Origin of the sequence: uncultured Campylobacter sp., assembly GCF_938045625.1 — a bacterium.
GTDB lineage: Bacteria > Campylobacterota > Campylobacteria > Campylobacterales > Campylobacteraceae > Campylobacter_A.
Map to the genome: position 1 here is coordinate 1 of NZ_CALIAV010000073.1, position 11720 is coordinate 11720.

The following is an 11720-nucleotide window of genomic DNA, read 5'->3' on the forward strand; positions in this document are numbered from 1 at the left end:
GCGTGCGCTAGGCATATAGCCTGCGGAGCGAAAATTTTGCGAAATCTCGGAAAAGACGCTCAAAAGACGAGCCGCTACTTCCACAAAAGATAGAGTTTTTCGTCGTATATATCGCTACTCTTCGGACTAACCTCCACTTCCGTCACCTCCACATTTTGCACGTCGTTTTTGGCTTTTAGCGCGCTGGCGTCTTCTTCAAATTTCGCCATCAGCTCCTCGATCTGCGCGTTTAGTTGGGCGACTTCCTGCTCGCTTAGTTTGACGTCGCTGCGCTCTTTTAGCACGCTGTTTGCCGAGCGCGCGGAGGTTGCGACCTTGCCGATGTTGCCGCTACTTAGTAGCCCCTTGCCAAATATCGCCCCCAAAATGCTCGCACCCACCGAGATCGCAGTCTCAATCCCCTTGCTTTTAAAGTCTCGCTGCTCTTTTTCCAGCTTTGCGACCGAGCGGTTTAGTTTCTCCTCCAATCGCGCTTTTTGTTTGTCGAATTCCGCCGTGAGCTTAGCCGTTTGCGCCTCTAAAATTTCGTTGCATTTATCGGCCAAACGGACGTAAAACTCCTCCTTGCTCTCGCCCGGCGCCGAGCTTAAATTTAACGCGCTAAAGAGCCTAAGTTTGTAGTTTCTATAGATAAATTCTTTGAAATTTTTGGTTAGATCTTTGAAATTTTTAGCCCCCGCGACAAAGCCCGGCAGCGGCGCGTAGGAGAGCTTGAAATTTGGCTCCGAAACTGCGGTAAAATGCATATTTTCGCTAGCTTCGCTCCAGTCGGCGCTTTTTTGAGCTTTGTCAAGCCTTAGCGTGAAATTTACCTCGCGAACCTCGTCAAGCCCCTTTTTAGCGTCATAAAATCGCACTTTGGCTTCACCGTAAAGATATCCCTCTAGCTCGCCGCCCTCCTGTAAATTTGAGCTTGCGGCGTAAATTTGAGCGATATCGGGCGACAGCACGGGCTTAGCGGCAAAATTTGAGCTTTTTGCCGGGCTTGATCCGCTCAAATTTGACCTGCTCTTTTGCTCTTTCATCAAATTTGAAATCTGCTCGCGGCTAAGCGGTCCTTTGAGGTAGCTCAGGGCCCAGCGCGTCGAGATGACGGATAGCCCGTCCTCGTGGATGTTTTTTAGTAGGAAGTTGCGCTTTTGCAAATTTGAGATGAGATTTTCTATCTCGCCTTTATCCATCGCAGAGCCCGCAAGCCCCGTCATACCGTCGATCACGCGCGCCTTATCCTGCGCGGTTTGCAAACGCCCGATGAACCACGTGCCGATGTTGCTAAGGCCTTTGTAGTCAAGATCGACCGGGTTTTGGGTGCTCAGTATTACGCCAAGGCCGTGCGCGCGGGCTTGCTTTAGCAGAGTTAGCATCGGGGTTTTGCTAGGTGGGTTGCCATTTGGTGGGAAAAATCCGAAAATCTCGTCCATATAAAGCACCGCACGAAGCGAGCTCGTACCTTCGGTCTTACGCATCCACGCGATGATCTCGTTTAGCAGCAGCGTCACGAAAAACATCCTCTCGCTGTCTTTTAGGTGCGAGATGGTAAAGATATTGCACTTTGCCTTGCCGTTTGCGTTAAAAAGCATTTTTGAGATGTCTATCCGCTCGCCGCTTAGCCACGCGCGAAAATCTGGACTTGCCAGCAGCGTGTTGATCTTGACGGCTAGCTTCATACGCTCACTGCTTGGGTAAAATTTCTCCACGTCAAATACGCCGATCTTGGCAAACGGAGGCGTCGCGATAAATCCGATGAGCTCCTCTAGGCTCACGTCCGCGCCCTGACTAAATTTAAGGGTAAAAATGTTTGAAATGAGCAGGTGTTCTTTTGAATTTGCGTCATTTTCTATGCCAATGAGCGAGAGCACGGAGCTAGCCAGAGAGCCTACGTACTCGCTAAACTCCTCACTGCCTACGTCTAAATTTGGGCGCGCAAAATCACCTAACAACGCCACGCCGACGCCGCTACTGCTCTTTGGAGTATAAATTTTTAGCTCGGCGCTATCTTTAAAAAGTCCCACGCGCTCTAAGCTTTGGAACGAACCCTCGATGCCTTTTGCCCACGTCTGCGCTTCGCTAGCGGCAAATTCATCCACACTCATGCCTTTGTTTTGCGCTTCGTTTTCATCGACGTAGGGCGCAAAATCCTGCGCGCGCATCTGCGGGAAGGCCAAAGCAAGGTTTGTCATATCGCCCTTTGGATCGATTATAAAGGTCGGGATGTTATCGATGCAGGCTTCTTCTAGGATACTGATGCCAAGGCCGGTTTTACCGCTACCGGTCATTCCGATGATGGCTGCGTGCGTCGTGAGGTCTTTATTTTTATAAAAAAACGGCTCTTTGTCTTTGAGACCGACGTAAAATAGCTTTAAATTTTCTTGAATCGTTTTCATGAAATTTCCTTGTAGATTTTGGGCTATTTTACTGATTTTTGTTTAAATTTCGGGTGAAGCTGTGGGGTAAATTTGAAATCGAAGCGGGTAAAATTTAAAAAGGCAAGCGCGATGCTCGCTTTTTAATTTTGCGTTAAATTTATTGGTAGGTTTTTAGCTGCTCTTTTAGCTCTTCAAGAGTTTCTTTTACGCGTTTTTTAGTAAATTTTGCTATATCTTCGCCTGCGCCGTCTTTATCGGCTAGCTGACAACAATATCTCATCGCGCCCTTATATTTTAGCGCTGCGACAAGTTTTAGATCGGTATCTATTTTTATGTTTTTATTAGAGTCGCCCGCCTCGTCCGGTATGCATAGCTCAAATTTAGCATTTATTGGCTCGCCCTCTTTAAACTCGCCGTCATCCAAGCTAACGACGCCTAGGCCTCCCCTTGAGATATCGTATAGATTGCCCTGTATTTCGCTACCGTTTTGTGTGAGGATCACCTTGGTGTAACGATCCGGATATACGCGCTGATGTTTTCTTAAATTCGCGTGCAAATTTTGCATATACGTGAAATTTTGTAGCGTTACGGTCAAATTTGCAAGATCAAATCCGACGATATCCGCCCTTAAATTTTCGGAAAAATATTCATCGCGTACGATATAGGCGTTTTGTTCCTCTTTCATGGCCAAAATTTGCTCTAATGCTACCTTGCAGACGACCGTATCGTCTTCTATATGCTCTACTTCGCCCATGCACTCGACTTTTACGCCATTGTAAAGATTTAGAAAGTGCACCTGGCGGTTATCGTTTCGTACTCTGGCAAATACGGTCACTGCGTCCTCGCGCATAAAAGAGCTGTCGTTATACGTACCGTTCATCTGAAATATGATTCCTTCCGAATAAAGTTTAAAACTAGATTATAGTAAAAAATCCTTATTTTTTCATTTAATTACTGATATTTTGTATTAAACTTAATGTTGTTTTGGTGTAAAGATGTAGAAAAGAAGCACTAAGGGCGAGAGCTCGCCCTTAAATTTGGATGATTATAGTTTGTCTGCGTTGTGAGATAGGTAGTCTGCGACGCCTGCCGTATCGGCTTTCATACCTTTATCGCCTTTGTTCCAGCCGGCAGGGCAAACCTCTCCGTGCTCGTTTGTAAATAGCATAGCATCTACCATTCTGATCATCTCGTCGATGTTTCTGCCAAGCGGAAGGTCGTTGATAACCGCATGGCGAACGGTGCCGTCTTTATCAAGTAAGAAGCTACCGCGAAGAGCGACGCCAGCGTCTTCTAGAAGTACGTCAAAGCCGCGAGCGATAGACTTCGTCATATCGGCTACTAGCGGGTAGCGAACTTGGCCGATACCGCCTTTGTTTACCGGAGTTTCTTTCCATGCGAAGTGAGAGAATTGGTTGTCTGTTGAAACGCCGATAACTTCGATACCGCGAGCTTTAAATTCGTCGTATCTTTTGTCAAACGCGATGATCTCGCTAGGGCAAACAAATGTAAAGTCCATAGGGTAGAAAAATACTACCGCGCCTTTCTCGCCGATATTTTTATATAGGTTGAAATCATTTACGATCTGATTGCTTCCTAAAACCGCTGCAGCTGTAAAGTCAGGTGCTTTTTTTGTTACTAACATTTTTTCTCCTTAATAATTTTTATTTGTAGCGAAATTATATCATCTAAAAATTAAAAAGAGCTAAAAATTTTACGTTTTCGTTTCAAAATTTAACGCAAAAATTTAATATCAAATTTACTTAGTTTTTGATATTCTTGCGAAAATTTTGACCAAAAAGGATAAAAAATGGCAGTAAAAATAACAGACATTTGCATAAGTTGTGGCTCATGCATCGACGAGTGTCCGACGAGCGCTATCGTAGACGACGCGGATAACCCGATCGGCGAGGACGCATACTACGTCTATGCCGATAAATGCGTCGAGTGCGTAGGATTTAACGACGAGCCTGCATGCGCCTCAGCCTGCCCAACCGACGGCTGCATCGTTTGGGACGCTCCTTATGCAGGACAGCCGTCTCGCACCGAGATAACCGCCGATATGAGGACTGGCGCCACGGCCGTCATCTCGTAAACTCCGCACTTAAGCCCTTTTGCGGGGCTTATTTTGAAATTTAATTTTTTTTTGATATAATCACCGCCTTATAAAAACCACAAAAAGGAAATTTTATGCAGCAAACGCTTTCTATTATTAAGCCTGATGCCGTAAAAAAGGGCGTTATCGGAAAAATCGTGGATAGATTCGAAAGTAATGGACTAAGAATCGCCGCTATGAAAAAAGTCAAACTAAGCACATGCGACGCAAAAGCTTTCTATGCAGTTCACAAAAACAGACCTTTCTTCAACGATTTGGTTGATTTTATGGTGAGCGGACCGGTCGTAGTTATGGTTCTTGAGGGCGACGATGCGGTAGCCAAAAATCGCGATCTAATGGGCGCAACAAACCCAAAAGAAGCAAAACCTGGCACTATTAGAGCCGACTTTGCAGAGAGCATCGACGCAAACGCCGTTCACGGTAGCGACAGCCTAGAAAACGCTAAAAACGAGATCGCATTTTTCTTTGCAACAAGAGAAATTTGCTAAATTTAGGTTAAATTTTGAAAATATCTTTCGCCAAAGTCACAAATAATCAAATGCCGTTCGAGCTAAACTCGGAGGGAGTAATTTTCAACGGCGAACTAAAAAGAATAACCCAAAATTTAGTTAGTTGTAAAGGAAGAATCGTAGGCGAAATAACTCACAACTGCGACCGATGCGGCGAAGATATAAATTTAAAGCTTGATGAAGATGTAAATTTGATATTAAGCGACGGAATTTATAAAGATAACGAAGAAAACCTCGACGATGTAGTAGAGTTTTTCGACGGTTTTGTAAATTTAGAAGAAGTATTAACAAGCGAAATAGAAGCTTTTAAGAGCGATTATTTTTATTGTGATAAATGTAAAAATCTATAAAGGAGAATAAAATGGCAGTACCTAAACGAAGAGTAAGTCATACTCGCGCGGCAAAGAGAAGAACGCACTACAAAGTAACGCTTCCGGTTCCCGTAAAAGATAAAGACGGCTCATGGAAAATGCCTCACCGCGTAAATAAAACTACCGGAGAGTATTAATACAAATGACCAGCATTTGCATTGACGCGATGGGCGGCGACTTCGGTCCGCAACCTATTATCGGCGGCGTGATCGAGGCTTTAAAAGAAGTAAAATTTGAAGTCGTTTTGGTAGGTGATACGAAAATTTTAGAAAGCCTCGTTCCGCAAAATTTAAAACAATACGTAAAATTTATTCAAGCCGACGAGGTCGTTTCTATGAGCGACGGCGCCACCGATGCATTAAAGCGAAAAGAAAGCAGTATTTTTAAGGCTATCGAGCTACTTAAAAATAAGCAAACCAAGGCCGTAGTTTCGGCAGGACACAGCGGAGCTACGATGAGTCTTGCCACGCTTCGAGTCGGGCGACTAAAAAACGTCTCGCGCCCGGCGATAGCGACGCTAATGCCAAACGTAACCGGCGGCAACACGCTAGTTTTGGACGTCGGCGCAAACGTGGACTGTAGGCCCGAGCATCTATTTCAATTTGCGATAATGGGCGAAGCCTACGCAAAAGAGATTTTAAAAATAAAATCCCCTAAACTAGGTCTTTTGTCAAATGGCGAAGAGAGCAGTAAGGGCAACGAGGCGACGAAAGAAGCCTTTGAAATGATCTCAAAACTTGATAGCTTCATAGGCAACGCCGAAGGAAATCAAGTCTTTGACGGAAGCGTCGATGTCGTTATTTGCGATGGATTTGTCGGAAATATCCTGCTAAAAACAAGCGAAGGCGTAGCTGACGCGATAACAAAAATCATCAAAAAACATGTTAAAAAATCCCCGGTCGCCATAGCTGGTTCGCTTCTCATGAAAAAAGTTTTTAAAACTCTAAAACAGCAAGTCGATTACGACGAATATGGTGGCGCACCGCTACTTGGCGTGAACGGCTGCGTCATAATAAGCCACGGTAAAAGCACACCGAAAGCTATCAAAAACGCGATATTTCAAGCTCTAAAATTCGCAAACTCCGATATAAACAAAGTCATCGAAGACGAGCTGTCGCACTTCGCAAAATGAAATTACAAAGAAAAATTTAATGCCAAAAGCCTCGCTAATATCCATAGCCGCATATGCTCCACCTAAAATTTTAACAAATTTCGACCTTGAAAAAATGGTGGAAACCAGCGACGAGTGGATAGTTAAGCGCACCGGTATCATCCAAAGACGCATAGCGCAGGATGAAGATACGAGCGAACTTGGCACGAAAGCGGCAAAAATAGCGCTTGAAAGAGCAAATTTGACAGCAAAAGATATCGACGCGGTTATCTGCGCGACTATCTCGCCCGATCACTTTTGTATGCCTTCAACGGCGTGCAAGATCGCTAAAAATTTAGGTATAAATGCTATTACAGCATTTGATATAAGCGCGGCGTGCACCGGTTTTATTTATCTGCTTGAGCTTGCAAAATCATTAATTGAAAGCGGATGCAAAAAAAACGTATTGATAATCGGAGCCGAAAAACTAAGTAAGATCGTCGACTGGACGGACAGAACGACTTGCATACTATTTGGCGACGGAGCAGGTGCCGCGGTCGTAAGCGCTAGCGAAGAAAACGAAATAATCGACGTTCACACCGCAGCCGACGGTAACTACGCAAACCTACTCATAACTCCAGGTGGCGAAGAGAAATTTATCAAGATGTCGGGCAACGAAGTCTTTAAGATCGCCGTCCAGACGCTAACCAAAGACGTCGTAGATATCCTGGAAAAAAATCAAATTTCAAGCGATAAAATCGATCTTTTTATACCTCATCAGGCAAATTTACGCATAATTGAAGCAGTCAAGCAACGCTTAAATTTTACAAACGAGCAGTGCGTCGTAACAGTTGGAAAATACGGCAACACAAGCTCAGCCTCTATACCTATGGCGATGAATGACGCATACGAAGCAGGCAGGCTTAAAAAGGGCGATTTGCTTTTACTTGACGCATTCGGCGGCGGCTTTACTTGGGGCTCGGCTCTACTTAAATTTGGCGGCGAAACTGCAAATAATTTTTAATCTCGCAGTTAAAATTTAAATCTTGCGCTTAAATTTATCAAAACCAAAAACCGATTCTACAATCCTTAGTATAACCACCGCATAGCTTACGATCGACCGATTACACCCGACCAAAAAGCTAAATTTAGCTCGGCAGAGGTATAATACAAAAAATCACGGAAGGCAAAAAATGGTAGTCAGTAAAATCTACGAAATCAACTCTTGCGACGATATGGAGCTGGGCGTTAAACGCTCTACGAAATTAAACTTCAAACTGTGCTACGATGACGATAAGCCGGTTAACGCCATAGTTTTTATAGTGCCTGGATGCGGCGGCGACGTCGATAAAGCATATAGAGACCACCTAGCCGAATTTACGGCGAGAGAATTTAACGTAGCTGTGATCAATGCAGATTATCATCACATCTACAATAGATTAGTTACGGGCGCTAGATACTATATGGACGAATTTGATCAAGAAATTTTAAGAGAAAAATGCCGAGAAATAAACCTGCAACTAGGCGGCGATCTGAGCTCGCTAAAAAATTTCGATAAGCTAAACGGCGTCTTGTCTGCGGTTAGTAACTATATAGACAACAATAAAAATAGCGGAGCATTTCCAAAAAATTTTGTTTTAAATTTATCCCTTACGATTGATCCGGCAAAAGACGAATACCAAAATTTCGGCATTATGCAGGCGCAGGATTTGATAAACGCCCTACTTTTTATAAAGACAAATGCGCCGTTTAAAGCGATTAAAAATTTAAACGAACTACCAGTCGTCATGATCGGTAGCTCGCACGGAGGCTATCTATCGCATATGGCCGCCAAGATCGCTCCGTGGCTCATAGACGGCGTCATCGATAACAGCAGTTATGCCAAATATCCGCTTAGGATCGTGGGATTTGGTAAGGAGCTTGACTATATGAATCACTGCTGCTCATCAAACGATATGCTTTTTAAACATATAAATTTTTTCATCTCCGACAAGACGCTTTGGACCTTAAAAGATGGCTCCGATAAGAGATTTATGCCAGCGCACGAAAAGATACGTTATATTTTAAATTTAGACCATGTAAAAACCCAAAGCAAATATCCAAAGCCGATTTATCTAAGCTATCACTATGCCGGAGACGACATCGCTCCTATCGCTGATAAATCGGAACTTTATAACGAATTTAACGCCTACGACATAGACGCGACATTAAAAATAATAAAAGACGAAAGCGAGCTCGACGGCAAATTTATCAAATCGCTAACTCACGGCTTTGACATGTCTATAAAAACACTGATCTCAAAAGAACTTCCGCCGATGTTAGCCAAGATCGCGGCTCGCCCTAAACAACCTTGCGAGGATAAAAGCATAACCTATATCTCGGAAAATTTAGAATATAAGTTTTTTGAAGCAAACGACAAAATCAATCTACAAGTTTCAAAAATATGGCAAAACGGCACAGTAGTTAAAAAAACGTATAAAATCCACTCCTGCGACGATACCGAGCTTAATATAAAGCGCGAAAGCCTGCTAGAGTTTAACCTTTGCTTTGATACCAAAAAGCCGGTCTCGTCAATAGTTTTTATAATCCCCGGCTACGGAGGAGACGCAGACAGCAACTACCGCGAGCACTTAGCGCAGTTTGTCGCGAGCGAATTTAGCGTAGCCGTAGTAGGCGTAAACTACCACTGTATCGGCGATAGACCGCAAACAGGAGCGACGATATTTTTTGACGATTTAGATAGATCGATATTAAAAAAAGAATGCGCCAGGTGCGGCATAGAGCTCCCGGAAAATTTAAGCGTAATCGATACGCAAACCCTGCTTGATATCGACAATCTAATAGACGCAAGAAAACGCGATAAGACAGCACCTCAAGACTTGTCGCTTAAACTATCAATTTCTCTTCAACCGACTAAAAACGAATACCAAAATTTCGGCATTATGCAGGCGCAGGATTTGATCAATGCGCTACTTTTCGTAAAAGCCAACGCTCCTTTTGAGTGCACAACCGACATAAACGACCTACCAGTCGTCATGATAGGCAGCTCGCACGGAGGCTATCTATCGCATATGGCCGCCAAAATCGCCCCGTGGCTCATAGACGGCGTCATAGATAATAGTAGCTACGCGCTAGCGCACTGGCCTTTTATCGGCTTTGGTAAAGAGATAGATTATATGAAATATTACAGCGGTTACACCAGCGAATGCTATCACAATATCGAGCTTTATTTATTCGACAAGACGCATTGGACGCTAGACAAGGCTTCGCCGGCTTATTTTTCTAAATCGAGAAAATGCATAAGAGAAATTCTAATGCCGCAACACCTCAAAGTCCAAAGCGGCTGTAAAAAGCAAATTTACACGAGTTATCATTACGCTTATGACGATTTTTACGCTCCAGCTAGCGAAAAACAACGACTCTACGACGAACTAAAAAATTTAGGCTACGACGCTACTCTAAATATAATAGAAAACGAAAGTCAGCTTGACGGTAAATTTATCAAAACGCTAACGCACGGTTTAGATATGTCGATAAAAACGCTAATCTCAAAAGAGCTTCCGCCGATGCTAGCTAAAATCACAGCTCGACCGAAACAGCCCTGCGAGGATAAAAGCATAAGTTACGTTTCAGACGATTTAGAATATAAATTTTTTGAAGCGAACGACAAGATAAATTTAGAGATAAAAGAACAAAATCTACCGCAGCAAAATCATGATAATAAATAAAACATACGAGATCCCATCCTGCGACGATGTAGAGCTTGGCATAAAGCGAGATTCGCTACTTGAGTTTAAGCTCTGCTACGACGACGAAAAGCCAGCTAGAGCCCTAGTTTTTATAGTGCCGGGTCTTGGCGGCGATGCGAATGAAAACTATAGAGAGCATTTAGCGCAGTTCGTAGCTAGCGAATTTAGCGTAGCAGTAGCGAGTCCGAACTACCACTGCATCGGCAACAGACCGCAGACGGGGGCGAAGTATTTTTTAAACGATTTAGACAAAATCATCCTTAAAAACAAATGCTCTAAAATCGGTATAGAAATACCAAGCAATATCGACTACGGCGAACTTTCGGTGATAGATGCCTATCTGGGCAATATAAAATCAAGCGGCGGTTTGCCGAGCGATTTTAAATTAGAAATATCCGTAACGCTGCAACCGACCAAAAACGAATATCAAAATTTCGGCGTTATGCAGGCTCAAGACGTGATAAATGCCGCGCTTTTCATCAAGGCAAATCCGCCGTTTAAACCAGCAACAGATATAGACGAGTTGCCCATGGTCCTAGTCGGCAGCTCGCACGGCGCATACATAAACGCCTTAGCAGCCAAATTTGCGCCGTGGCTAATAGACGGTCTCATCGACAACAGCAGCTACGCGAAGCTAAACTGGGAGCTCATAGGCCTAGGTAAAGAGGTAGATTATCTCAAATTTCGCGAATACTCGACCGATATATATTTTAAAAATATCAAAATTTACGTCTTTACCAAAACGATGTGGACGCTACTGGATAAATCCTCGCCTCGATATTTCTCGCAGGCGCGCGAGGATATACGAAACGCCCTAGACGCCGCGCATCTAAAAGTCCAAAGCGAGTATCCTAAACCTATCTATGTCGGCTACCACTGCGCCGCAAACGACCACTGTGCGCCGCCCGAGGAAAAAGCACAGCTCTACGAGAAACTACAAAAACTCGGCTTTGACGCGACTTTGCACATGGTAAAAGACGAGAGCAAGCTTGACGGCAGGTTTCTAAAAAAGCTAACGCACGGCCTAGAGATGTCTATCAAGCTTTTGATCGCCAAGGAGCTGCCGCCGATGCTAGAAAAGATAGCCTCCCGCGAGAAGCAAATTTGCGAGAATAAAAGCATAGCCTATCGATCAGACGGTCTGGAATATAAATTTTCAGAGACAAACAGTAAGATAAATTTGGAGATAAAAAGATGATTTTATTTGTAAAATTTACGTTTGCCAGGGGCTAATTCGAGCGGCAAAATTTGATAAAAGAAAATTTAAGAGACAAAAGCCGCGCGCCAACTAAAAGCAAATTTATATGCAAATTTGACAAAAAACTCAAGCCTAATTTACTCCAAACTAAAAAACCGCCTCATCTTGCGCTTCCAGTCGTCTTTTGGTATTTCCGTGTCGTTTGGATCGTCGCTCCAGACCTCATTTTTATCGGTAAATAACCCCATATTTTGACATTGAGGTATAAAACCTGTTTTGTTTATGATTGGGATATCTTTATCTTTAAAATAATTTAAAATT

The 11720-nt window shown here is 43.6% G+C and carries 11 protein-coding genes and 2 pseudogenes; 9 read left to right on the forward strand and 4 right to left on the reverse strand.

Annotated features, from left to right (window positions below; genetic code table 11):
* Window positions 1–74 precede the first annotated feature (74 nt).
* From Q0386_RS07385 to Q0386_RS07395, 3 genes are all read right to left on the reverse strand, one after another.
* Window positions 75–2384 (reverse strand): DUF87 domain-containing protein, encoded by a 2310-nt coding sequence (locus Q0386_RS07385; protein ID WP_299029226.1) that lies wholly within the window; start codon window positions 2382–2384, stop codon window positions 75–77.
* Window positions 2385–2523: 139 nt separating this feature from the next.
* The gene (locus Q0386_RS07390) at window positions 2524–3246 is read right to left on the reverse strand and encodes a PilZ domain-containing protein (protein ID WP_299029229.1); all 723 of its coding nucleotides are present in this window, start codon (window positions 3244–3246) and stop codon (window positions 2524–2526) included.
* A 165-nt stretch (window positions 3247–3411) separates the two neighbouring features.
* Window positions 3412–4011 carry a peroxiredoxin gene (locus Q0386_RS07395; RefSeq protein ID WP_299029232.1) on the reverse strand — a complete coding sequence of 200 codons (600 nt, stop codon included), beginning with the start codon at window positions 4009–4011 and terminating at the stop codon, window positions 3412–3414.
* 165 nt (window positions 4012–4176) lie between these two features.
* Here Q0386_RS07395 and Q0386_RS07400 point away from each other — a divergent pair, with 165 nt between their 5' ends.
* The 9 genes and pseudogenes from Q0386_RS07400 to Q0386_RS07440 all read left to right on the forward strand — a co-directional run bounded on the left by Q0386_RS07400 (window position 4177) and on the right by Q0386_RS07440 (window position 11399).
* Complete coding sequence (locus tag Q0386_RS07400) at window positions 4177–4461, forward strand: DUF362 domain-containing protein (protein WP_299029235.1); 285 nt, start codon at window positions 4177–4179, stop codon at window positions 4459–4461.
* Between the two features lie 95 nt (window positions 4462–4556).
* Window positions 4557–4970, forward strand: coding sequence for a nucleoside-diphosphate kinase (gene ndk / locus Q0386_RS07405; RefSeq protein WP_299029238.1), 414 nt, complete (start codon window positions 4557–4559; stop codon window positions 4968–4970).
* 14 nt (window positions 4971–4984) lie between these two features.
* Window positions 4985–5341: a YceD family protein gene (locus Q0386_RS07410; protein WP_299029241.1), complete on the forward strand. Its 357-nt coding sequence runs from the start codon at window positions 4985–4987 to the stop codon at window positions 5339–5341.
* An 11-nt stretch (window positions 5342–5352) separates the two neighbouring features.
* Window positions 5353–5499 carry a 50S ribosomal protein L32 gene (gene rpmF, locus Q0386_RS07415; protein WP_002943740.1) on the forward strand — a complete coding sequence of 49 codons (147 nt, stop codon included), beginning with the start codon at window positions 5353–5355 and terminating at the stop codon, window positions 5497–5499.
* 5 nt (window positions 5500–5504) lie between these two features.
* On the forward strand, window positions 5505–6494 hold the full coding sequence (gene plsX, locus Q0386_RS07420; protein WP_299029244.1) for a phosphate acyltransferase PlsX: 990 nt from the start codon (window positions 5505–5507) through the stop codon (window positions 6492–6494).
* Window positions 6495–6513: 19 nt separating this feature from the next.
* Window positions 6514–7476: a beta-ketoacyl-ACP synthase III gene (locus Q0386_RS07425; RefSeq protein ID WP_299029247.1), complete on the forward strand. Its 963-nt coding sequence runs from the start codon at window positions 6514–6516 to the stop codon at window positions 7474–7476.
* Between the two features lie 169 nt (window positions 7477–7645).
* Window positions 7646–8875, forward strand: a pseudogene (locus Q0386_RS07430) (DUF2920 family protein); the annotation flags it as partial.
* An 18-nt stretch (window positions 8876–8893) separates the two neighbouring features.
* Window positions 8894–10180 carry a DUF2920 family protein gene (locus tag Q0386_RS07435; protein WP_299029253.1) on the forward strand — a complete coding sequence of 429 codons (1287 nt, stop codon included), beginning with the start codon at window positions 8894–8896 and terminating at the stop codon, window positions 10178–10180.
* On the forward strand, window positions 10167–11399 hold the full coding sequence (locus Q0386_RS07440; protein ID WP_299029250.1) for a DUF2920 family protein: 1233 nt from the start codon (window positions 10167–10169) through the stop codon (window positions 11397–11399). Before Q0386_RS07435 ends, Q0386_RS07440 begins: the two co-directional genes overlap by 14 nt.
* A 137-nt stretch (window positions 11400–11536) precedes the next feature.
* Here Q0386_RS07440 and Q0386_RS07445 read toward each other — a convergent pair.
* Window positions 11537–11720, reverse strand: a pseudogene (locus tag Q0386_RS07445) (hypothetical protein); the annotation flags it as partial.

What these genes read in the sequence shown, in the direction of transcription:
- Q0386_RS07385 (WP_299029226.1), bottom strand. Translation starts at nt 2,384, where the DNA reads ATGAAAACGATTCAAGAAAATTTAAAGCTATTTTACGTCGGTCTCAAA.
- Q0386_RS07390 (WP_299029229.1), bottom strand. Translation starts at nt 3,246, where the DNA reads ATGAACGGTACGTATAACGACAGCTCTTTTATGCGCGAGGACGCAGTG.
- Q0386_RS07395 (WP_299029232.1), bottom strand. Translation starts at nt 4,011, where the DNA reads ATGTTAGTAACAAAAAAAGCACCTGACTTTACAGCTGCAGCGGTTTTA.
- Q0386_RS07400 (WP_299029235.1), top strand. Translation starts at nt 4,177, where the DNA reads ATGGCAGTAAAAATAACAGACATTTGCATAAGTTGTGGCTCATGCATC.
- ndk (WP_299029238.1), top strand. Translation starts at nt 4,557, where the DNA reads ATGCAGCAAACGCTTTCTATTATTAAGCCTGATGCCGTAAAAAAGGGC.
- rpmF (WP_002943740.1), top strand. Translation starts at nt 5,353, where the DNA reads ATGGCAGTACCTAAACGAAGAGTAAGTCATACTCGCGCGGCAAAGAGA.
- plsX (WP_299029244.1), top strand. Translation starts at nt 5,505, where the DNA reads ATGACCAGCATTTGCATTGACGCGATGGGCGGCGACTTCGGTCCGCAA.
- Q0386_RS07425 (WP_299029247.1), top strand. Translation starts at nt 6,514, where the DNA reads ATGCCAAAAGCCTCGCTAATATCCATAGCCGCATATGCTCCACCTAAA.
- Q0386_RS07440 (WP_299029250.1), top strand. Translation starts at nt 10,167, where the DNA reads ATGATAATAAATAAAACATACGAGATCCCATCCTGCGACGATGTAGAG.